This window comes from Sphingosinicella sp. SM1-17 (assembly GCF_056821765.1).
In genome coordinates, this window is record NZ_JBPDIO010000001.1 from 2,708,403 (window position 1) to 2,727,144 (window position 18,742).

The 18,742-nt window shown below is 64.5% G+C and carries 19 protein-coding genes; 8 read left to right on the forward strand and 11 right to left on the reverse strand.

Annotation, left to right across the window (positions count from 1 at the left end; genetic code table 11):
* Positions 1-27 precede the first annotated feature (27 nt).
* The 3 genes from ACRYLT_RS13565 to ACRYLT_RS13575 all read right to left on the reverse strand — a co-directional run bounded on the left by ACRYLT_RS13565 (position 28) and on the right by ACRYLT_RS13575 (position 1,972).
* Complete coding sequence (locus tag ACRYLT_RS13565; protein ID WP_482664619.1) at positions 28-870, reverse strand: AAA family ATPase; 843 nt, start codon at positions 868-870, stop codon at positions 28-30.
* A 147-nt stretch (positions 871-1,017) separates the two neighbouring features.
* Positions 1,018-1,689, reverse strand: coding sequence for a DUF6975 family protein (locus tag ACRYLT_RS13570; protein WP_482664620.1), 672 nt, complete (start codon positions 1,687-1,689; stop codon positions 1,018-1,020).
* 106 nt (positions 1,690-1,795) lie between these two features.
* Positions 1,796-1,972, reverse strand: a complete 177-nt coding sequence (locus ACRYLT_RS13575; protein ID WP_482664621.1) for a SpoIIAA family protein — start codon at positions 1,970-1,972, stop codon at positions 1,796-1,798.
* A 68-nt stretch (positions 1,973-2,040) separates the two neighbouring features.
* On the opposite strand from ACRYLT_RS13575, the gene ACRYLT_RS13580 reads away from it, so the two are divergent.
* Entirely contained in the window at positions 2,041-2,175 is a 135-nt protein-coding gene (locus ACRYLT_RS13580; RefSeq protein ID WP_482664622.1) for a hypothetical protein, read from the forward strand.
* Between the two features lie 64 nt (positions 2,176-2,239).
* Here the strand turns inward: ACRYLT_RS13580 and ACRYLT_RS13585 are convergent, their stop codons facing one another.
* A complete protein-coding gene (locus ACRYLT_RS13585; protein WP_482664623.1) occupies positions 2,240-2,722 on the reverse strand; it encodes an NfeD family protein in 483 nt (160 codons plus the stop codon).
* Positions 2,719-3,687 carry an SPFH domain-containing protein gene (locus ACRYLT_RS13590; RefSeq protein WP_482664624.1) on the reverse strand — a complete coding sequence of 323 codons (969 nt, stop codon included), beginning with the start codon at positions 3,685-3,687 and terminating at the stop codon, positions 2,719-2,721. The genes ACRYLT_RS13585 and ACRYLT_RS13590 overlap by 4 nt, the downstream gene beginning before the upstream one ends.
* 77 nt (positions 3,688-3,764) lie before the next feature.
* On the opposite strand from ACRYLT_RS13590, the gene ACRYLT_RS13595 reads away from it, so the two are divergent.
* The 5 genes from ACRYLT_RS13595 to ACRYLT_RS13615 all read left to right on the forward strand — a co-directional run bounded on the left by ACRYLT_RS13595 (position 3,765) and on the right by ACRYLT_RS13615 (position 9,418).
* Positions 3,765-4,574 (forward strand): HpcH/HpaI aldolase/citrate lyase family protein, encoded by an 810-nt coding sequence (locus ACRYLT_RS13595; protein WP_482664625.1) that lies wholly within the window; start codon positions 3,765-3,767, stop codon positions 4,572-4,574.
* Positions 4,575-4,620: 46 nt separating this feature from the next.
* On the forward strand, positions 4,621-6,129 hold the full coding sequence (locus ACRYLT_RS13600; RefSeq protein ID WP_482664626.1) for a M28 family peptidase: 1,509 nt from the start codon (positions 4,621-4,623) through the stop codon (positions 6,127-6,129).
* An 8-nt stretch (positions 6,130-6,137) separates the two neighbouring features.
* Positions 6,138-7,592, forward strand: a complete 1,455-nt coding sequence (gene guaB / locus ACRYLT_RS13605; RefSeq protein WP_482664627.1) for an IMP dehydrogenase — start codon at positions 6,138-6,140, stop codon at positions 7,590-7,592.
* A 93-nt stretch (positions 7,593-7,685) separates the two neighbouring features.
* Positions 7,686-8,867, forward strand: a complete 1,182-nt coding sequence (locus ACRYLT_RS13610; RefSeq protein ID WP_482664628.1) for an RsmB/NOP family class I SAM-dependent RNA methyltransferase — start codon at positions 7,686-7,688, stop codon at positions 8,865-8,867.
* A gap of 29 nt (positions 8,868-8,896) precedes the next feature.
* A complete protein-coding gene (locus tag ACRYLT_RS13615) occupies positions 8,897-9,418 on the forward strand; it encodes a tetratricopeptide repeat protein (RefSeq protein WP_482664629.1) in 522 nt (173 codons plus the stop codon).
* Here the strand turns inward: ACRYLT_RS13615 and rsmA are convergent.
* The 4 genes from rsmA to ACRYLT_RS13635 form a co-directional block, all read right to left on the reverse strand.
* Positions 9,415-10,245 (reverse strand): 16S rRNA (adenine(1518)-N(6)/adenine(1519)-N(6))-dimethyltransferase RsmA, encoded by an 831-nt coding sequence (gene rsmA / locus ACRYLT_RS13620; protein ID WP_482664630.1) that lies wholly within the window; start codon positions 10,243-10,245, stop codon positions 9,415-9,417. The two genes, ACRYLT_RS13615 and rsmA, sit on opposite strands and share 4 nt — an antisense overlap.
* A gap of 56 nt (positions 10,246-10,301) precedes the next feature.
* Positions 10,302-11,291 carry a 4-hydroxythreonine-4-phosphate dehydrogenase PdxA gene (gene pdxA, locus ACRYLT_RS13625; RefSeq protein ID WP_482664631.1) on the reverse strand — a complete coding sequence of 330 codons (990 nt, stop codon included), beginning with the start codon at positions 11,289-11,291 and terminating at the stop codon, positions 10,302-10,304.
* A gap of 1 nt (position 11,292) precedes the next feature.
* On the reverse strand, positions 11,293-12,615 hold the full coding sequence (locus tag ACRYLT_RS13630; RefSeq protein WP_482664632.1) for a peptidylprolyl isomerase: 1,323 nt from the start codon (positions 12,613-12,615) through the stop codon (positions 11,293-11,295).
* Positions 12,616-12,686: 71 nt separating this feature from the next.
* The gene (locus tag ACRYLT_RS13635) at positions 12,687-14,903 is read right to left on the reverse strand and encodes an LPS-assembly protein LptD (RefSeq protein WP_482664633.1); all 2,217 of its coding nucleotides are present in this window, start codon (positions 14,901-14,903) and stop codon (positions 12,687-12,689) included.
* Positions 14,904-15,014: 111 nt separating this feature from the next.
* Here ACRYLT_RS13635 and ACRYLT_RS13640 point away from each other — a divergent pair, with 111 nt between their 5' ends.
* Together ACRYLT_RS13640 and ndk are read left to right on the forward strand one after the other, a co-directional pair.
* On the forward strand, positions 15,015-16,487 hold the full coding sequence (locus ACRYLT_RS13640; RefSeq protein ID WP_482665450.1) for a leucyl aminopeptidase: 1,473 nt from the start codon (positions 15,015-15,017) through the stop codon (positions 16,485-16,487).
* A gap of 78 nt (positions 16,488-16,565) precedes the next feature.
* Complete coding sequence (gene ndk / locus ACRYLT_RS13645; RefSeq protein ID WP_482664634.1) at positions 16,566-16,988, forward strand: nucleoside-diphosphate kinase; 423 nt, start codon at positions 16,566-16,568, stop codon at positions 16,986-16,988.
* A 43-nt stretch (positions 16,989-17,031) separates the two neighbouring features.
* Here ndk and purN read toward each other — a convergent pair whose 3' ends face one another.
* Positions 17,032-17,643 (reverse strand): phosphoribosylglycinamide formyltransferase, encoded by a 612-nt coding sequence (purN, locus tag ACRYLT_RS13650; RefSeq protein WP_482664635.1) that lies wholly within the window; start codon positions 17,641-17,643, stop codon positions 17,032-17,034.
* Positions 17,636-18,742 (reverse strand): phosphoribosylformylglycinamidine cyclo-ligase, encoded by a 1,107-nt coding sequence (gene purM, locus ACRYLT_RS13655; protein ID WP_482664636.1) that lies wholly within the window; start codon positions 18,740-18,742, stop codon positions 17,636-17,638. Before purM ends, purN begins: the two co-directional genes overlap by 8 nt.

Genomic DNA, 18,742 nt, shown 5'->3' on the forward strand with positions numbered 1-18,742 from the left:
CATCCGCAGGGCGGCAAGGCCCGGGGCTCAGTTCCCCCGCCGACTCATGAAAGCGAGACGCTCGAACAGCATGATGTCCTGCTCGTTCTTGAGCAGGGCACCGTGCAACGGCGGAACCGCCTTCTTCGGATCCTGCGACTGGAGGACTTCCAGAGGCATGTCTTCGTGGAGGAGCAGCTTGAGCCAGTCGATCAGTTCGCTGGTCGACGGCTTCTTCTTCAGGCCGGGGACTTCCCGAACCTGGTAGAAGATGTCCATCGCCTTCTGGACGAGCATCTTCTGAATGCCCGGAAAGTGAACGTCGATGATCGCCTGCATCGTCTCCCTGTCGGGAAACTTTATGTAGTGGAAGAAGCAGCGGCGCAGAAAGGCGTCCGGCAGCTCCTTTTCATTGTTGGAGGTGATGACGACGATCGGCCGCTCTCTGGCCCGAACGGTCTCCCTTGTCTCGTAAACGTGGAACTCCATTCGATCGAGTTCCTGGAGAAGGTCGTTGGGGAACTCGATGTCGGCCTTGTCGATCTCGTCGATCAGCAGAACGGGCAGCTCGGGCGAGGTGAACGCTTCCCACAATTTCCCGCGCTTGATGTAGTTGGAAATGTCGTGGACTCGGGGATCGCCGAGCTGGCCGTCCCTCAGTCGGGCAACCGCGTCATATTCGTAGAGGCCCTGATGAGCCTTGGTCGTCGACTTGACGTGCCATTCGATCAGCGGGGCGCCGATCGCCGCGGCGATCTCGTGAGCCAGAACCGTCTTTCCCGTCCCCGGCTCCCCCTTCACCAGCAGCGGACGACGCAGGGTAACGGCGGCATTGACCGCCACCTTGAGATCCTCAGTTGCGACATAGGAAGCGGTGCCTTCGAAGCGCATGAACCTGCCTTAACGTAAACGTCAACCTCAGCCGGGCATAAGCGGCGTCTCGACCCGGCGCAAGGCGCCGGATCCGGCGCCGAAGCTCAGGCAGGGCAGGTGGGCGCGCGTGAACGCGCGAAATGAAGCCTGTAACTGCCGGTGGGTTCAACCGTCGCCGCGAGCCTGCTGGCGAGCGTCGAGCAGGTCCCAGATGCCGCGATGCTGGAGCGCCAACTGCTGGGCACCAAACAGCAAGGCCCGCTCGACGGCGGCGATTTCTCCGGCCCAGTCGGCGATCGCGAGCAATTCGCTTTCCGAGCCGAGCCGGGCCATCGGGATTTCGACGCCGAGGCGATGGGCTGCACCATCAAGCAGTTTGCGCACCGGCGACCAGTCGAGAGCGAAAGCCAAAGCGGCACCGAGCGCGCAGCCGTTCCGGTCGGACTGCGCAAGCGTCGCCAATGCGCTGCGCGTGGCGTTCACCGCCGTCTCGCTGCCGGAGCCTCCGGGCGTGCTCGGAGCAGGACCAGCGGCAACGGCAAGTCGGGTAAGGAACAGGCGCTCCGAGGCCATCGCTTCGGATGCGGAGATGAACCAGGCGCGGAGTTCCGGGGCGACCGCTCGTCCTGCAGCAAGGTCGATCACTCCGGGATGGCGACCGTGGAGGGTGCACAGGAAATGGACGGCATCGGCAAGATTGCGGGCAGCATGAGGTCCGGCCAGCAAAGCATTGCTTCCGAAATAGGGATGAGCGGCGCTGCCATGCTCGGCAACGCAGGCGTGCAGCAACTGCCCGGTTCGGGCGCTGCCCTTCCTTTCGACCGACCGTGAAGCCATTCATCCCTCCCGACGCCGCAACGCGGCGGATGCAGAGGCGGGCCTACATCACCGGCCGTAAAGAGGAGGTTTACGGCAGGCCCGTGCAGGTTCGAGGTATCCAGGTTCAGTCGGTCCGGCCCTCGACCCAGGCAAGCGCCTTCTCGCGCTGGTCGGGTGTGAACGTCCGATAGGCAATGAACGGGAGGATCAGGCTTTCGAGCTGAGCGCCCGCCCGAACCCAGGCCTGGTCGGCGACGACGGCGATGCGTCCGAAGCGCGACAGCTTGCCCAGGAGCGGCATCGCCCGCGCCGAATAGGTGGCGAGGCCGGAAAGCTCGATCCATCAATTCCATAGGTCTCGAGGAAGACGTGGACCTTGTCACGTTCCTGAAGCAGACGATCGAGCCGATCCATGACCTGGTCGAGATCGGCGCCGGTGATCTTGTTCGAAACTTTGATGGCGAGGACGTCCTCCCCGCTCTGGAGGAATTGGAGCATAGGTGATCTTCCTGCTTCTTCAGCGGCAGAACAACGGCTGCTCCGGGGCCCCGTTCCAGGACAGGGTGGATCAGGTTTTCTCAGGTCGACCTTCGGCCGCCGGTGGCAAGGCGGCGGCCGGACTCACCCTGAGACAGCCGCCATCGGCGCCGGTCACGATCATCCGACTGCCGGCGGGCGAATCCGGCCCCCGAGCCGCCCAGACGCTGTCGCCGACCTTCACCCGGCCTTCGCCATTCTCGATTGCGGTGACGACAATGACGTTCTGTCCGATCAGCCTGGCAGTACGATCATTGAGCAGAGGATCGCTGCTCGGCACCGGATTCTTGTCGTAGTAGCGGCGGCCGCCGAATACCGCCGCCATCGCCAGCAGACCGAAGATGGCGAGCTGGAAGGGAAGGGCGATCGGAAGCAGAGCGGCAACTATTCCGGTCAATGCGGCTGCCGCCGCCATCCAGATCAGGAAAACCCCGGGAACGAAGATTTCGAGGATGCCGAGCGTGGCGGCAAGGATCAGCCACCACCAATGATCGTCGATACCGAGCGGGTTCACCCCTGGCCTCCTTCAAACGGGCCGCGGCGCGGTACCGGATTGGTGATGGTGCCTTCGTCGCGTCCGAGCGCCGTGCGCGCGAGCTCGCCGATCCCGCCGAGCGTCCCGATCAGCTGCGTCGCTTCGACCGGGAAGAGGATGGTCTTGGCGTTGGGTGAGGTGGCGAAGGCGCTCACCGCCTCGACATATTTCTGGGCGATGAAATAGTTTATCGCCTGGGTGTTGCCGCCGGCGATCGCATCGGAAACCACCTGGGTTGCCTTTGCTTCCGCCTCGGCGGCGCGCTCACGCGCCTCTGCGTCGCGGAAGGCCGCTTCCCTTCGACCTTCGGCCTCGAGGATCTGGCTCTGCTTCTCGCCCTCGGCCCGCAAGATCGCCGACGCGCGGCTGCCCTCGGCTTCGAGGATCACGGCTCTTTTCTCGCGCTCGGCCTTCATCTGCCGTCCCATGGCGTTGACGATGTCGGCGGGCGGCCGAATGTCCTTTATCTCCACGCGCGTGATCTTGACTCCCCAGGCTTCGGTGGCGTGATCGACAACCGCGAGCAGGCGTGCGTTGATCTCGTCGCGCTTCGAGAGAGTCTCGTCGAGATCCATCGAGCCCATCACGGTGCGAAGGTTGGTGGTGGTGAGCTGCATGATCGCGACATAGAGGTCCGAGACTTCATAGGCCGCCTTGGCCGAGTCCAGCACCTGGAAGAAGACCACACCGTCGACCTGCACCATCGCATTGTCCTTGGTGATGATCTCCTGCCCGGGAATGTCGAGCACCTGCTCCATCATGTTCACCTTGCGCCCGACCCGGTAGAAGATGGCCGGGTAGAAATTCAGGCCCGGACGGGCCACCGTGGTGAAGCGGCCGAAATATTCTATCGTATATTGATAGCCTTGCCGGACGATCTTTACGCTGGCGAACAACCAGAGGACTACGAAGGCCAGAAGGATGAGCAGAGCGGTCGTGAGCATTCTGAATCTCCCCTCGCGTGACGCTCCGATCATGTAGAGAAAGCGGCCTCCATCCAAGCAGAATCGGAAAAGGGAACATGCAACCAGTCGATCTCCGCCTTTGCCGCTCGATCCTGTTCCTGCCGGCGTCGAACCTCAGGGCGATCGCAAAGGCGCGGCAGATCGACGCCGACATGGTCGTGCTCGATCTCGAGGACGCAGTGAGGGAGGAGGATAAGGCCGCCGCCCGTGAAGCGGCCGAGACTGCGTTGAAGGAGGGCTTCGGAGATCGAGCGACAGCGATCCGAGTCAATCCGAGCGGATCCAGCCATTTTGGCGAGGACGTGGTGACCGTTCGCCACTCACCGGTCGACTATGTCGTTCTCGCCAAGGTCGAAACGGCCAAGGAAGCGGCGGACGCCGGCTGGCTCATGGGAAAGCCGGTGCTGGCGATGATCGAGACTCCTCGCGGCGTTCTAGAGGCCGCTGCGATCGCTCCCGCCACCGAGGGGCTGATCGCCGGCACGAACGATCTTTCGGCGGCTCTCGGAATGCCGGTGGAGGCCGATCGCCGCGGCCTCGTCTATCCGCTGCAGCAGATCGTGCTGGCCGCACGGGCAGCGGGAGTTGCCGCATTCGACGGCGTGTACAACAGGCTGGATGACGTCGAAGGCCTCGCCGCGCAATGTGCCGAGGGACGTGCTTACGGCTTCGACGGCAAGTCGGTCATCCATCCGGGCCAGATCGGAACCGTCAACCGGATCTTCTCTCCGTCCCCATCGGAGGTTGAATCGGCCGAGCGGCTGATCGCGGCGGCGTCCGGCGGAGCCGAGCGGCACGAGGGGCGAATGATCGAGGATCTCCATGTTGCCCAGGCGCGGTCCGTGCTTGCCAAGGCCCGCCGGTGACGGCCGAATCGCTTGCCAGAAACCTAGGCGATCCCTAAGCAGCGCCATGATTTCGACGCTGTTTCGCGGCGCGACGCCGCTGCTTCTCTTCCTCTCCGTTCCTGCCGTCGCCCAGTCGGAGCGCCCCACTGCGCCTGCGGAGCTGATGCGCCACATCGAAATTTTGGCAAGCGACGAATTCCAGGGGCGTGCCCCGGGTTCGGAAGGGGAGCGCCTCACCACCGCCTATATCGTCGAGCAGTTCCGAGCGCGCGGACTCGAGCCGGCGGGAGAGAACGGGACCTGGCTCCAGCCGGTTCGCCTCGTCGAGCGCTTTCCGCAGCGGCACCAGGTCAACTGGATTGCCAATGGCCGTCCCGTCGAATTCGCTGAAGGCGACATCCTGCTGATGGGCAAGGAAGCGTCGGAGCGACTTCAGGGTGCGCCGGTGATCTTCGGCGGCCATGGAGTTCGCATGCCCGAGCGCGGCATCGACCAGCTCGCCGGAGCCGACGTGAACGGTGCCGTCGTGCTGATCATGCTCCAGGGACCGCAGGTTCAGGGCTTTCCCTCGCTTGCGGAACGAACCCGGATGGTTCGTGAAGCCGGCGCCGCGGCCGTGATCGCCATCGTCAGCGACGAAGTGCCTTGGGAAATGATCGTGCGCAGTCTGGGCTCGGGGACGACTCGCCTCGATTCGGCCGAAGTCCCCCGGATCTCCGGAGTGATCCCACAGCGAGCCGCGGAGCGGCTGATCGCCGCCGCGGGCAGCGATTTGGGTCGGCTGCTCAATGAGCAGCCAGGATCGTCCTTTCGGGCGGTCACGCTTCCTCTCCGAGCGACGATCGACGTCACCACCGGCGTCGAGCGGATCGACAGCAACAATGTGGTCGGCCGAATTGGGGGCAGCGGAAGCACTGGAGAAAATGTTCTCTTCCTCGCCCATTGGGATCATCTCGGAATTTGCCGGCCCGAAGGCGCGACCGATCGGATCTGCAACGGTGCGATTGACAATGCCAGCGGCATCGCCTCGCTGATCGAGATTGCCGGGCGGATAGCGGCCGGCCCAAGGCCGGTCCGCGACGTGCTCTTTCTTGCCACCACCGCCGAGGAGGTGGGGCTCCTTGGAGCCGAGCATTTCGCTTCCCGGCCGACTGTCCCGCTTTCGTCGATCGTTGCCGCGATCAACATGGACACGGTCGCGCTTCACCCGGCGGGGACTCCCGTCGCCGTTCTGGGGCGCGGGATTCCGGCGCTCGACCGGGTGATCGATGAGACAGTGGCGGCAGCAGGCCGCCCGCTCGATACGGACGACGAGATCGCCGTGATGGTTCAGCGCCAGGACGGATGGAAGCTCACCCAGGCCGGGGTTCCGACGGTCATGGTGGGCGGCTCGATCTCTGACATGGATCGGCTCGGCGCCTTCCTCAACGGCGCCTATCATGGACCGGAGGATCAGCTTGGCGCCCCGATCCCGCTCGATGGCGCGGCGGAGGATGTCGACCTCCTCGTCGTCCTGGGGCGCCGTCTCGCCGATCCGGCGATCTATCAGCGACCCCAGCCGGTGCAGCCATGAGCCGGGTCATGGACATTCCCCTGGGGCTGACGTTCGATGATGTCCTTTTGCGGCCGGCCGAATCGTCGGTGCTTCCGAGCCAGGCCGATACCCGTACCCGAGTGACTCGCGAGATCGCGCTGAACATTCCGATCCTTTCCTCGGCGATGGATACCGTCACCGAAGCCGACATGGCGATCGTGATGGCGCAGCTCGGCGGTCTTGGAGTGCTCCACCGCAACATGGACATCGAGCAGCAGGCCGCGGCGGTAAGGGCCGTGAAGCGCTACGAGAGCGGAATGGTGGTGAACCCGATCACCATCCGGCCCGAGCAAACGCTCGCGGACGCCCGCGAACTGATGGAGCGGCACAAGATCTCGGGTATTCCGGTGACGGAAACGGACGGTCGCCTGGTCGGGATCTTGACCAATCGTGACGTTCGCTTCGCGGAGAATCCGCGCCAGGCCGTTTCCGAGCTGATGACCCGCGACAATCTCGCCACGGTTGGTCCCGGCGTTTCCCAGGAAGAAGCTCGACGGCTGCTTCATCAGCGACGAATCGAAAAGCTGATCGTGGTCGATGAGGACAGGCGTTGCATCGGACTGATCACCGTCAAGGATATCGAAAAAGCGGTGACCTATCCGTCCGCGACCAAGGATTCCGCCGGCAGGCTCCGAGTGGCTGCAGCAACGACGGTCGGCGACAAGGGCTTCGAGCGGAGCGAGGCACTGGTCGATGCCGAATGCGACCTGATCGTCATCGACACGGCCCACGGCCACAATCGCGACGTGGCGGCGGCCGTGGAACGGATCAAGCGCAGTTCAAACGCAGTCCAGGTCATGGCCGGCAACGTGGCAACCGCCGAAGCGACCCGAGCCTTGATCGACGCAGGCGCGGATGCGGTCAAGGTCGGCATCGGCCCCGGTTCGATCTGCACGACCCGGGTCGTCGCGGGCGTCGGCGTGCCGCAGCTCACCGCCATCATGGAGGCCGCCGAGGAAGCCGCGAAAAGCGAAACTCCAATCATTGGCGACGGCGGTCTGCGCACCAGCGGCGATATCGCCAAGGCGCTGGCTGGCGGCGCTTCGGCAGTGATGATCGGTTCGCTGCTCGCCGGCACCGAGGAAGCGCCGGGGGAAACCTTCCTGTACCAGGGCCGCGCCTACAAATCCTATCGCGGCATGGGGTCCGTCGGAGCGATGGCCCGAGGTTCGGCCGATCGCTATTTCCAGCAGGACATCAAGGACCAACTCAAGCTCGTGCCCGAGGGCATAGAAGGTCAGGTGGCTTACAAGGGCCACGCCCGCGACGTGATCCATCAGCTTGTGGGCGGAGTGAAAGCGGCCATGGGCTATACCGGTGCCCGAACCGTTGCGGAGCTGCAGAAGGCGCAGTTCATCCGAATCACCAATGCCGGATTGCGCGAAAGCCATGTTCACGACGTCACCATCACCCGGGAAGCGCCGAACTATCCGACGCGCTGACACGTCCGATCGGGATCGGGAACGGCACGGCTGGGAGAGAGCGAGCGGCGGGCGCGAGATTGTCCTCATCGGATCGCCATTTCGGAGGACGAGGTGAAGCCAGCGGCACGAGCCCAGGCGGCGATCGAACTGCTCGACGAGATCGTTGCCGAAGCGCGACAAAGCGGGGCGGCAGCGGACACGATCATTGCGCGTTACTTCAAGAGCCGGCGCTATGCCGGCTCGCAGGATCGAAGGGCCGTCCGAGAGCTTGTTTATCGCGCCATCCGGCGTTCGGGAGACCCGCCGCCGAGCGGCCGGGCAGCTCTCCTGGGGCTCGCCCTTGAGGAGCCCGAACTTCTGGCTGTCTTCGACGGTTCTCCGCACGGGCCGGCACCTCCCGCTGACAACGAACCGGTAGCACCGGCCTCGGCTGCGCCTGGATGGCTGATCGACCGGTTCGATCCGCTCATTGCTGCCGAGGAAATCGGCGCCTTGCTCGATCGAGCGCCGCTCGATGTTCGGGTAAACCGGTTGAAGGGCGACCGTGAACAGGCCCGGTCCGCCTTGCCCGCTTCCAACCCGACGCCACTATCGCCGACAGGACTGCGTCTGCCGGAGGGATCCAAGGTCGAGCAGACGGAGATTTGGCGGCGGGGCCTTGTGGAGGTGCAGGACGAAGGCAGTCAGCTGATCTGCCTCGGTTGTGAAGCAACACCCGGAATGCGGGTGGTCGATCTTTGCGCGGGGGCTGGCGGCAAGACCCTGGCCCTGGCGGCGGAGATGCTGAACGAAGGCGTGGTCTTCGCCTGCGACACCGATCGCGGTCGGCTGTCCCGAATGGCACCGAGGCTGGCGAGGGCAGGCGTTTCGATCGTCGAGTCACGGCTCCTCGACCCGATGCAGGAACAAAGATCGCTCGCTGACCTGGCCGGCACGGCCGACATAGTACTCGTTGATGCCCCCTGCTCGGGAACCGGGACGTGGCGTCGCAATCCGGAAACCCGCTGGCGGATCACTGCCGATCGACTCGATCGGCTCGTCGCGCTCCAGGCGCGGCTGCTCGACCTGGCCGCGGAACTCGTCAAACCGGGCGGACATTTGATCTACGCCGTCTGTTCGCTTCTGTCGGAGGAGGGGCGGGATCAGGCTGAGGGCTTTTCGGCTCGTTCAGCCCTGGTTCCGGAAGCCCTGGCCATCGAGGCGGGACGATCGGCCGGACCGGGCTTGATTCTGAGCCCGGCGGTCGACGGGACGGACGGCTTTTTCGTCGCACGATGGCGGCGGTCATGTTAAGCCTTCCGCCGACTGGAATGGAGTTGTTGATGCGCCTCACCCCTATCGCCCTCACCCTAGCCATTGCGGTGACGACCATGGCAAGCGCGGGGCAGGGGCAGCGGCCGGACGATCAGATCGATCCGCGGTCGATACAGCTAGTCGAACAGGCACAGGGACTGGCCGCTGCCGGAAGACATAATGAAGCGATCGACCTGTTGGAGACGGCATTGGTTGTCGATCCGCGCAATCGCAACGCTTATGTCGCTCTAGGTCGAGTGGCTCAAGCGCAGCGGCTTCCGGGCAAGGCGATCAGACTTTACAGCGATGCTCTGAAGATCGAACCCAACGACATCAACGCGCTTGCCCTTCAGGGAGAGGCCTATGTTCAGCGCGGCGCCGTCGAGCGCGCCCGTGTGAACCTCGAACGAGTCCGTGAGCTGTGCAACCAGGCCTGCCCCCAGGCTCAGCAGCTCGCCTCGGTCATCAGTCGCGGCCCGCCCGCCGAAGCACTTGCTGCCCAGCAGTCGGAAACGACAACCCCGCCGGGACAGCCGCCGCGGCGCAACTAGGCACGAATTTCCCGCGCCAGGGCGACAAAATCTTCGACCGCCAGCGTTTCCGCACGTCGCTCCGAGTCGATACCAAGCCGTTCCAGCGCCTGGAGCGCACCCGGGATCGACTGAAGCGATCGACGGAGCATCTTGCGACGTTGCCCGAACGCGGCGGCGGTGAGGCGTTCGATCGCCGCGGGGCCAACCCCGTCGGGCTGTGGCTTGGGAGTGACGTGAACGACCGCCGACATGACCTTGGGCGGCGGCACGAAGGCGGAACGGTGAACCTTCATCGCCAGCTTCGGCTCCGTTCGCCATTGCGCCAGCACGGCTAGCCTGCCGTAGGCCGAGGTTCCGGGCCGGGCGACGATCCGCTCCGCCACTTCCAGCTGAAACATCAAGGTGAGCGACCTCCACCAGGGCGGCCACGACTCGCCGCCGAGCCACCTTACCAGCAGCGCCGTACCCACATTGTAGGGGAGGTTGGAAACGATGTGAGCGGGCCCAACCTCGGAAGGTTCGTCGATCGCGAGTGCGTCGCCCTCAATGATCCGAAGGCGCCCCTCCATGGCATTCCCGATCTCGGCAAGTGCGGGAAAGCAGCGCCGGTCACGTTCGACGGCGACCACTTCAGCTCCGGCACGAAGAAGGGCCCGGGTCAGGCCGCCCGGTCCCGGTCCCACTTCATAGACGCACTCTCCGTCGAGCGAGCCAGGCACCTGAGCGATCCGGTCGAGGAGCTGTTCGTCGAGGATGAAGTTCTGGCCAAGCGCCTTGGACGCACTGAGGCCGTGACGGGCGATGACCTCGCGCAGCGGCGGAAGTGGGGGGGAAGGATTGGTCAAGCCGCACTCCTGGCGGAGCGGCCCAGCGTTCCTGAACGCTTCAAGTCACGCGCCGATCAGTTGGCCGCGAGGCGCGCCGCGCACTCTCCGGCGGTGCGGATTGCGGCGATCATCGCCCCGGGATCGGCAAGGTTCTTGCCGGCAATGTCGAACGCCGTCCCGTGATCGGGTGAAGTGCGCACGATCGGCAAGCCGAGAGTGACGTTGATCCCCTCGTCGAAGTGAAGCGTCTTCAACGGAATCAGCCCTTGATCGTGATACATGCAGAGGGCGGCATCATAGTCGCGACGGCGGCGATCGCTGAACATGATGTCCGGCGGGTAGGGGCCGCTGATCTCATACCCCTCGGATCGAAGCGTCTCGATGGCCGGAGCGATGATGTCGATTTCCTCGGTCCCGAGGGCACCATTCTCACCGGCATGCGGATTGACTCCGGCGACAGCGAGACGCGGCCGTTCGATCCCGAACTGGCGCTGGAGACCGCGAATGGCTGCTCGCCCCTTCATGACGATGAGATCCGCCGTGAGCGACGCCAAAGCCTCGGTGAGAGGCAGGTGGGTCGTCACCGGAACCACTCGAAGGCTGGGGCCCGCAAGCATCATGCAGATCAGGTCACCCGCGACTCCGCAGCGCTCGGCGACAAATTCCGTCTGCCCGGGATGAGAAAAGCCGATTGCGTAGAGCTGAGCCTTCGACACGGGACCGGTGACCAGTCCTGAGGCCGCACCCGAGCGCGCAAGGCCGACGGCCAGTTCGAGCGCGTCGAGGGCGTTGCGGGCGCCGACCAGATCGGGCCGGCCGGGAGGCGCGGTCCTGTCCGAGATGCGGATGATCGGCAGGGCCTCATCGAACAGTTCGGACGCTGCTTCGGGAGAGTCCACCGCGGCTACCGGACCCTTCCACACAGCCTCGATGGCGGCGATGTCGCCAACGGCAAAGAATGGCGGCAGCCTCTCCCCGCGCCGCCTTTCCCAGCTTTTGGCGATGACCTCCGCCCCGATCCCGGCCGGGTCGCCGAGGGAGACGGCGAGGGGCGCCGCCACCATATCAGCGATAATCGATGATCGCGTCGCGGCGCAGGTCGCGAAGGTAGCGCTGAGCACGGCGACCGACCCGCTCTTCGGTCAGCTGGTTGTACACCTGGTCGAAGCTTGGGCCGCTCGCCTGCTGCGGATCGTCGCGGCCGCAGAGGATGAGCACGCTCACTCGTTCGGCAGTACCGAATGGCGGAGTCGCCTGACCGATGCCGAGGTTGAGCATGGCCTGTTGCAGAGCCGGCGGCAGATCGCGAACGCGCATCTGGTCGTTCGAAATCAACTCGGCACCGAGAGTTTGAGCCGCCTGAGCTGCACCGCCGCAGCCGCCCATGGACTGCGTGACCTGCCCAAGCTGCTCTACCCGTGCCTGCAACTGGGACTGGGGTGTGTTCGGCGGGAAGGAAATCGACATCTGAAGCAGGCTGAGTACCGCGTCCCGCTGATCGGCAACGAGAATCTGCCGCGTATCGGCAACGAGCACGATCGAGAAGCCGCCCGGAACAGCAACCGGATCGCTGATCGCGCCCGCCGGCATCTCGCGAACGAGCTCCGCCAGCTCTGGCGGCAACTGCTCGGCCCGAACCCACCCGAGCTCGCCACCCACGGCTGCGGTGGAGGCCTCCGAGAACTGGCGAGCATAAGCGGGGAAGGAGGCACCGGATCGGATCTGCTGGACGATCCGCTGCGCATTGGCGCGAACCTCGTTCATCGTTTCCGGAGTGGCAGAAAGGAAGATCTCCGCGACGCGGTACTCGGCCGTGCCACGCGACGCATTGAGACGTTCCAATATCTGCTGCACTTCTTCGTCGCCGACCGTGACGAAAGGCTCGATCTGACGTCGCTGGAGACGCTGCCACGCCAACTCGCCCCGGATCTGACGCTTCAGCGAGCGCTCGGACGAGCCGATCCTCCGAAGATAGGCGGAGAAGGATTGCGGAGTCTGATTGAAGCCCTGGGCGAAGCGGGCATAATAAGTGTCGACTTCACGATCCTCGACGTTGATCTCCTGCTGTCTCGCCGCCTGGATTTGAAGGGTTTCGTCGATCAGGTTGCGAAGCACCTGGGCCCGCACCCGTTCGACCTCTTCCTGGGGAAGCTCAATCTGCTGGGAGGCGAGGATCAGCGCCAAGCGGTGATCGATATCGCTTTCGGTGATCACTTCTCCGTTGACGATCGCGGTCGCCTTGCGGACCGCCGTCTGATTACCGAAAACCTGGACATTCTGAGGAATGTTAAGGTCGGCGTTGCCGGGGACGCTTTGCGCGGCCGCAACTACCGACAACAAGGAAGCGGTCAGCACGACTGCCGCCCTTGGGAACCTACCGAGCTTCATCATTCCTCCAATAAATGCAGGTACCTATCCTGCGGAAACCTTGCTGAACCACAGCTTAGCGGCCTCTGCCTCTAGAGCCCCAAATTCTTCAGCGCCAGCCGGATCAGGAAGGTGTTGCCCCGTCTTGCATCCCCCGTTGTCTCATAGTCGCGCCGCCACGTCACGCCAAGCTCGATGCAGTCATCGTCGTAAAGGATGCCCAGGCGGTGTCGGACCGGATCGAATCCGTCCGATACGGAGAAGGGATCCTCCCGGGGGCTCGTTAGGTCCACCACGGCCGAACCGAACACCGACCAATAGCGCGCGAAACGGATCCGGCCGCCGAGACGCACTTCCTCGCGGTCGCGCAGATCCTCGATCGCCGGATCGATGTCGCGGTTGAGCCGCAGGTAGCCGATCGTCGCGTAGGTCTGGCGTCCGCCCACCGTCGCGTCGATCTCGTTGCGGCGGATCGCCAGGCTGTCCTTGTCCAGCCGGAAACGATGAACGAAGTTGACGCGACGACCGACCCGCAACGTCGTTCGACCGACGAAATCGGAGAAGCGCCCCGACAATCCGGTGCCGGGAGGCAGGATCGTTTCGCGGGTGCTGAGCCGGTAGCTCTGGCCGATATTGGTCCGAACGGAGATGGCGGCAAAGTCGATCGCCCAGTCGGCGCCGTAGGTTACGCGCACGCCGTCCTCCCACCGATCGTAGCCGGGAAAGCGATTGAGAGCGAACAGGTTCGAATCTTCCAGGTCGACCGAGCGGGCATCCTCGTTGGGAATGTCCATATTCTCGGTAGGCGGTGAGGCAACGATCTGGAGCCGCGGCGTCAATCGCTGCGTGCCTCCGAGGAACTCCCCCACGAACGGCCATCTGACGTCGGCCGCTACCGCTCCGATGAAGCGGGCGCTCCAGCCCTCACGGCCGCTATACATGACATTGTCGGCGAGCAGGGTGTCGTTGGCATAATAGACGTCGCCTCGGGCGAAGGCGGTAAGGGTCAGTTCCTGACCTAGGCTGGTGATCGCGCGGCGCTCCCAGCGGGCGCTGGCAAAAGCGCGCTGGCTGTCCTGCCCCTCCGGCCGAAGGATGGAAAGGCTGTTGGCCTGAAGCTCGAACCGGCCGCCGAGCCACGGGTCCGCCAGGCGCCAGCGGGCGTCGATCGCGGGCAGGGCGATCGGCTGTTGTCCACCTTCGTCGGTCAGCCTCAGCCCTTGAAAGGCCCAGCCGGCGATGGAAACATAAGTGTCGGCATCGATGCGCTCGACGTCGACCATCGATCGCAGGCGGTCGTCGCGCGAAATGTCGTAGCGGCGAAGGAAGGTGCGGTCGGTGACGTACCGTCCAGAGGCCGTCAGACTCCAGCTGGGGCTCAGTTGGAAGCGGCCGTTCCCTTCGAAATAGGCACGCAGTCCCTTGTTGCCCTCAGACTCGGTGACGGAATCGATCAACAGTCGCTCGCCGTAGGTGACGTAGCCGCGGAGCTGGAAGGCGCCGAGGGAGGTAAGCTGGCGATATTCGGCCTCGAGCATCGGCAGCACGTCGGTGTAAACATGGGGAGTGAGGGTGACGTCCCGATTGGGCGCCAGCCGGAGATAGTAAGGCGCGCTGAGCTCGAGACCGTTACGCCGGCTGAAGCGTATGTCCGGAACCAGGAAGCCAGTGCCGCCCCCCTGGCTGCCGTCCGGATGTGACAGGCCGGGAAGAGCGACGATCGGGGTTCCGAACAGGTTGAGGCTCGCTCCCTGGTAGGTGATCCGACCGCGAACCGGATCGTGCACGACCCGAACCGCATTGATCTGCCAGGTTGGATTGCGCGGGCAACCGTCCGGATCGACCACGGCGCAGGGCGAATAGGCTGCCCTGTCCAAGGTGGTGACGCCATTCTCGCGGCGAGCCTGGTTCGCCGCCAACCTTCCGCCGTTGGCGAGCACGAGCAGCAAATCCTCGACCATGCCGTCGCGAAGATTGTCCTCGAGAACGAAGCTGTCGCCATAGGCGGTGTCGCCACCGGGGCTGGTGACGCGCACATTGCCCTCGGCGCGAACCTCGCCACTGATCCGGTTCCAGATCACCCGGTCGGCACGAAGGAAATAGCCTTCGCGGTTCATCCGGACCTCACCCAAAGCGGTGACGGTGTCGGCATTCTCTTCATAGACCAGCTGGTCTGCGCTGAAGGCGATATGGTCCGGCGCCTCGTCCCCCGGCGCCGTCGCTTCAGGTGGCGTCTGGGCGAACGCAGCACAGGGCACGGCCAGCAGCAGTGGCACGGCGCTCCGGCAAATCGATCTGATTCTTTTCACAAATCCCGCTGCCCTGGCCCTCAGGAGAGAGGGCAGCCTATTGCACCGGAGGCCGCTCCCTGCAATGGCAGCACTGCCCCCAGCACCGTCAACAGGAGTGACCGTTCAGTGATCAAGGTGAGCTTTGCCGCGCAGCGTCCGGAAGGCGCCTATGCGCTGGCTATTCCGGTTCGGAGCGAGGACATGCTGCACGAGCGGCTGAGCGGCTTCGGCGAAGCCGCCCGAATGTTGGCTGTCCGGTCGGCCGAAGCGCAGCGTTTCGAGCGCGACGTGGGAGCAATCGCGGATACTTTCATCGACGATTCCGGAATGGCTCGCCGGCTCCTCCTCATCGGCTATGGCACACGGCAGGACGAAGCGGCGGTTGACGAACGCGTGGGCGGCGCGCTCACGGCACGGTTGCTCACCTCCGGCGAAACCAAGCTGGTGATCGATGCGGCCGGACTCGACGGGCGGGCGGCCGCCCGGCTGGCTTTCGGAGCGGCGGCCCGAAGCTGGCGTTATGACATATACCGAACTCGGCTGGGTCGGAAGCAGAAGCCGACCCTCGAGGAAGTGGTGATCGTCGGTGCCGGCGAGGGCGCCGAGGCCGAGTGGGCCCATGAAGAAGCCGTCCTTGCCGGGTTGGACTTCACTCGGTCGCTGGTCAGCGAGCCGGCCAACATCATCTATCCCGAATCCTTCGTGGAGCGCTGCCGCTCGGAGCTGACCGGCCTCGGCGTGGAAATCGACGTACTCGACGAAAATCAGATGCGCGAACTCGGCATGGGCGCGTTGCTCGGGGTCGGGCAGGGCTCGGTTCGGCCGCCGCGGCTTCTCGTCATGCGCTGGAATGGCGGCGGGTCCGGCGCCAAGCCGGTCATCTTCGTCGGCAAGGGAATCACCTTCGATACCGGCGGAATCTCGATCAAGCCCGCTCAGGGCATGGAAGCGATGAAGTGGGACATGGGCGGCGCCGGGGCCGTTGCGGGCGCCATGAAGGCGATCGCGTCCCGAAAGGCGAAGGCCAACGTGGTCGGCGTTTGCGCCCTGGCCGAGAACATGCCTGACGGCAACGCCCAGCGTCCTGGCGACATCGTCACCTCCATGTCCGGGCAGACGATCGAGGTGATCAACACCGACGCGGAAGGACGGCTCGTCCTGGCCGACGCCATGACCTGGGCGCAGCGTCATTTCCAGCCGGAGGTCATGATCGATCTCGCGACTCTGACCGGCGCGATGGTGATCAGCCTCGGTCATGAATATGCCGGCATGTTCTCCAACGATGACGGACTTGCCGAACAGCTCAGCCGAGCGGGAATGGCCTCCGGCGACAAGCTCTGGCGGCTGCCGATGGGCGAGGCCTACGACAAGATCATGGACTCCCAGATTGCCGACATGAAGAATGCGGCGGGCCGGGAGGGCGGGTCGATCACTGCGGCCTGCTTCCTCGGCCGGTTCGTCGAGGAAGGCGTGAAATGGGCCCACCTCGACGTGGCGGGCGTGGTCTGGTCGGACAAGCCCAGTCACCTTTACGACAAAGGGGCAACCGGCTTCGGCGTCGCGCTGCTCGACCGCTACATCGCGGACAATCACGAACGGTAGGGGCGCCTTGCCCTGAGACGACGCTCCCACTAGAGAGCGCGCCAATTCCATCCCTTCAGACATGGAGCTTCATCGGCCATGGCGACCGAACGCACCTTTTCGATCATCAAGCCGGACGCGACCCGGCGCAACCTGACCGGCGCAATCACCAAGATGCTTGAAGACGCGGGTCTTCGGGTCGTCGCCTCCAAGCGAATCCGGATGACCAAGGAGCAGGCGGAAGGCTTCTACGCCGTCCACAAGGAGCGGCCCTTCTTCAATGATCTGGTCAGCTTCATGACTTCGGGCCCCGTCGTCGTTCAGGTTCTCGAAGGCGAAAATGCCGTTGCGCGCAATCGGGAAGTGATGGGCGCCACCAATCCCGAGAATGCCGACGAAGGAACGATCCGCAAGACCTTTGCCGAATCGATCGAAGCCAATTCGGTCCATGGATCGGACAGCCAGGAAAACGCGCGGATCGAAATCGACTTCTTCTTCAAGCCCGAGGAAATTGTCGGCTGATTGAAGGGCGGCGATCAGCCGAGTTCGGGCCTGACCGCCGCTTTCAACTGGATCGCCGGTCCTCGATCGACTGATCGCGCAAGGCGCGTGCATAGGCTTCGAGGGCCGGCGGATAGAGCTCGTGCTCGGCTTCCAGCACCCGTTGAGCGAGGCTCTCCGAATCATCGCGCGGGAGGATTCGGACCTTCCGCTGAGCGACGACTGGACCTGAATCCAGGTCGGGGGTCACGACGTGGACGGAACATCCGGCATATTCGTCCCCAGCCAGGATCGCTCGGCGATGGGTGTCCAGCCCCTTGTAGAGTGGCAGCAGCGAGGGATGGATGTTGAGGATCCGACCCTCCCAGGCCTCGACGAACTGGGTCGATAGCAGCCGCATATAGCCGGCGAGCGCGATCAGTTCGACATCATGGGCGCGGAGGACCTCGTCGAGGCGGGTGTCGAATTCGTGGCGCTCCAAACCTTTGTGGCTCAGCGACCAGGTCTTGAGTCCGAGCCGTTTCGCCAGCACCAGGCCTCGCGCCTCCGGTACATTCGAGGCGACCAGAACGATCCGGTAGGCCCGGTCGGGGTCGCGGCGCTTATGCTCGGACAAAGCGAGCATGTTTGAGCCGCGGCCGGAAATCAGGACCGCGACCCGGACCGGGTCAGTCATGGTGGGTGGCCGTCCAGCTCGCTCTAGCGCTCCAGGTGCCAGCGCTGCCTGCGACCGTGCAGCCGCGGTTGCCGGCCGCGATTCGTCCGATCCGGAACACGATTTCCCCGGCTTGTTCCAGAGCCGTCGTCACATCGGCCGAGTCGGCCTCGGCAACGACCACGGCCATCCCGATCCCGCAATTGAAGGTTCGGGCAAACTCCTCCGGCTCGATATTTCCCTGCGCCTGCAAGAAGGCCATCAGCCGCGGCTGCGGCCAGGAGTCGGCGTCGATCGTAGCGTGCAGATGGGTCGGCAGAATGCGCGGGATGTTTTCGAGCAGGCCGCCTCCGGTGATATGCGCCAGCGCAGCCACCTTTCCGGAACGGATCACGGGCAGAAGCGAGCGCACGTAGATCCGGGTAGGCTCGAGCAATGTCTCGACGAGCAGGTGATCCTGATCGAACAGCGCGGGGCGGTCCAGCTTCCAGCCCCTGTCTGCCGCCAGTCGCCGGACGAGAGAAAAGCCGTTGGAATGCACTCCGGAGGAGGCAAGGCCGAGAATGACGTCACCCGCCTTGACCCGGTCGCCGGTCAGAGCTTCGCCGCGTTCGACCGCACCGACACAGAAGCCGGCAAGGTCATAATCTCCCTCGGCATACATTCCGGGCATTTCGGCTGTCTCGCCGCCGATCAGGGCGCAGCCGGCAATCCGGCATCCTTCGGCGATCGAGGCGATCACCCGCTCTGCCGTTTCGCCCTGCAACTTGCCGGTTGCGAAATAGTCGAGGAAGAAAAGCGGCTCGGCGCCTTGAACGATCAGATCGTTCACGCACATGGCGACCAGATCGATTCCGACGCCGTCGTGCCGGCCGCTTTCGATCGCGAGCTTGAGCTTCGTTCCGACGCCGTCATTGGCCGCGACGAGCAGGGGATCCCGGAATCCCGCGGCCTTGAGATCGAAGAAGCCGCCAAAGCCGCCCAGGGATGCATCCGCGCCCGGTCGAGCGGTCGCCTTCGCCAAAGGCGCGATCGCTTTCACCAGTGCGTTTCCGGCGGCAATGTCCACCCCGGCCTCGGCATAGGTATAGGGCTTTTGATCGTCAGTGCTGCTCGACAT

Coding starts and splice junctions, on each gene's coding strand:
- ACRYLT_RS13630 (WP_482664632.1), bottom strand. CDS start 12,615: ATGAAGCTCGGTAGGTTCCCAAGGGCGGCAGTCGTGCTGACCGCTTCC.
- ACRYLT_RS13600 (WP_482664626.1), top strand. CDS start 4,621: ATGATTTCGACGCTGTTTCGCGGCGCGACGCCGCTGCTTCTCTTCCTC.
- ACRYLT_RS13565 (WP_482664619.1), bottom strand. CDS start 870: ATGCGCTTCGAAGGCACCGCTTCCTATGTCGCAACTGAGGATCTCAAG.
- ndk (WP_482664634.1), top strand. CDS start 16,566: ATGGCGACCGAACGCACCTTTTCGATCATCAAGCCGGACGCGACCCGG.
- ACRYLT_RS13590 (WP_482664624.1), bottom strand. CDS start 3,687: ATGCTCACGACCGCTCTGCTCATCCTTCTGGCCTTCGTAGTCCTCTGG.
- purN (WP_482664635.1), bottom strand. CDS start 17,643: ATGACTGACCCGGTCCGGGTCGCGGTCCTGATTTCCGGCCGCGGCTCA.
- pdxA (WP_482664631.1), bottom strand. CDS start 11,291: ATGGTGGCGGCGCCCCTCGCCGTCTCCCTCGGCGACCCGGCCGGGATC.
- purM (WP_482664636.1), bottom strand. CDS start 18,742: ATGTCGAGCAGCACTGACGATCAAAAGCCCTATACCTATGCCGAGGCC.
- guaB (WP_482664627.1), top strand. CDS start 6,138: ATGGACATTCCCCTGGGGCTGACGTTCGATGATGTCCTTTTGCGGCCG.
- ACRYLT_RS13570 (WP_482664620.1), bottom strand. CDS start 1,689: ATGGCTTCACGGTCGGTCGAAAGGAAGGGCAGCGCCCGAACCGGGCAG.
- ACRYLT_RS13595 (WP_482664625.1), top strand. CDS start 3,765: ATGCAACCAGTCGATCTCCGCCTTTGCCGCTCGATCCTGTTCCTGCCG.
- ACRYLT_RS13615 (WP_482664629.1), top strand. CDS start 8,897: ATGCGCCTCACCCCTATCGCCCTCACCCTAGCCATTGCGGTGACGACC.
- ACRYLT_RS13575 (WP_482664621.1), bottom strand. CDS start 1,972: ATGCCGCTCCTGGGCAAGCTGTCGCGCTTCGGACGCATCGCCGTCGTC.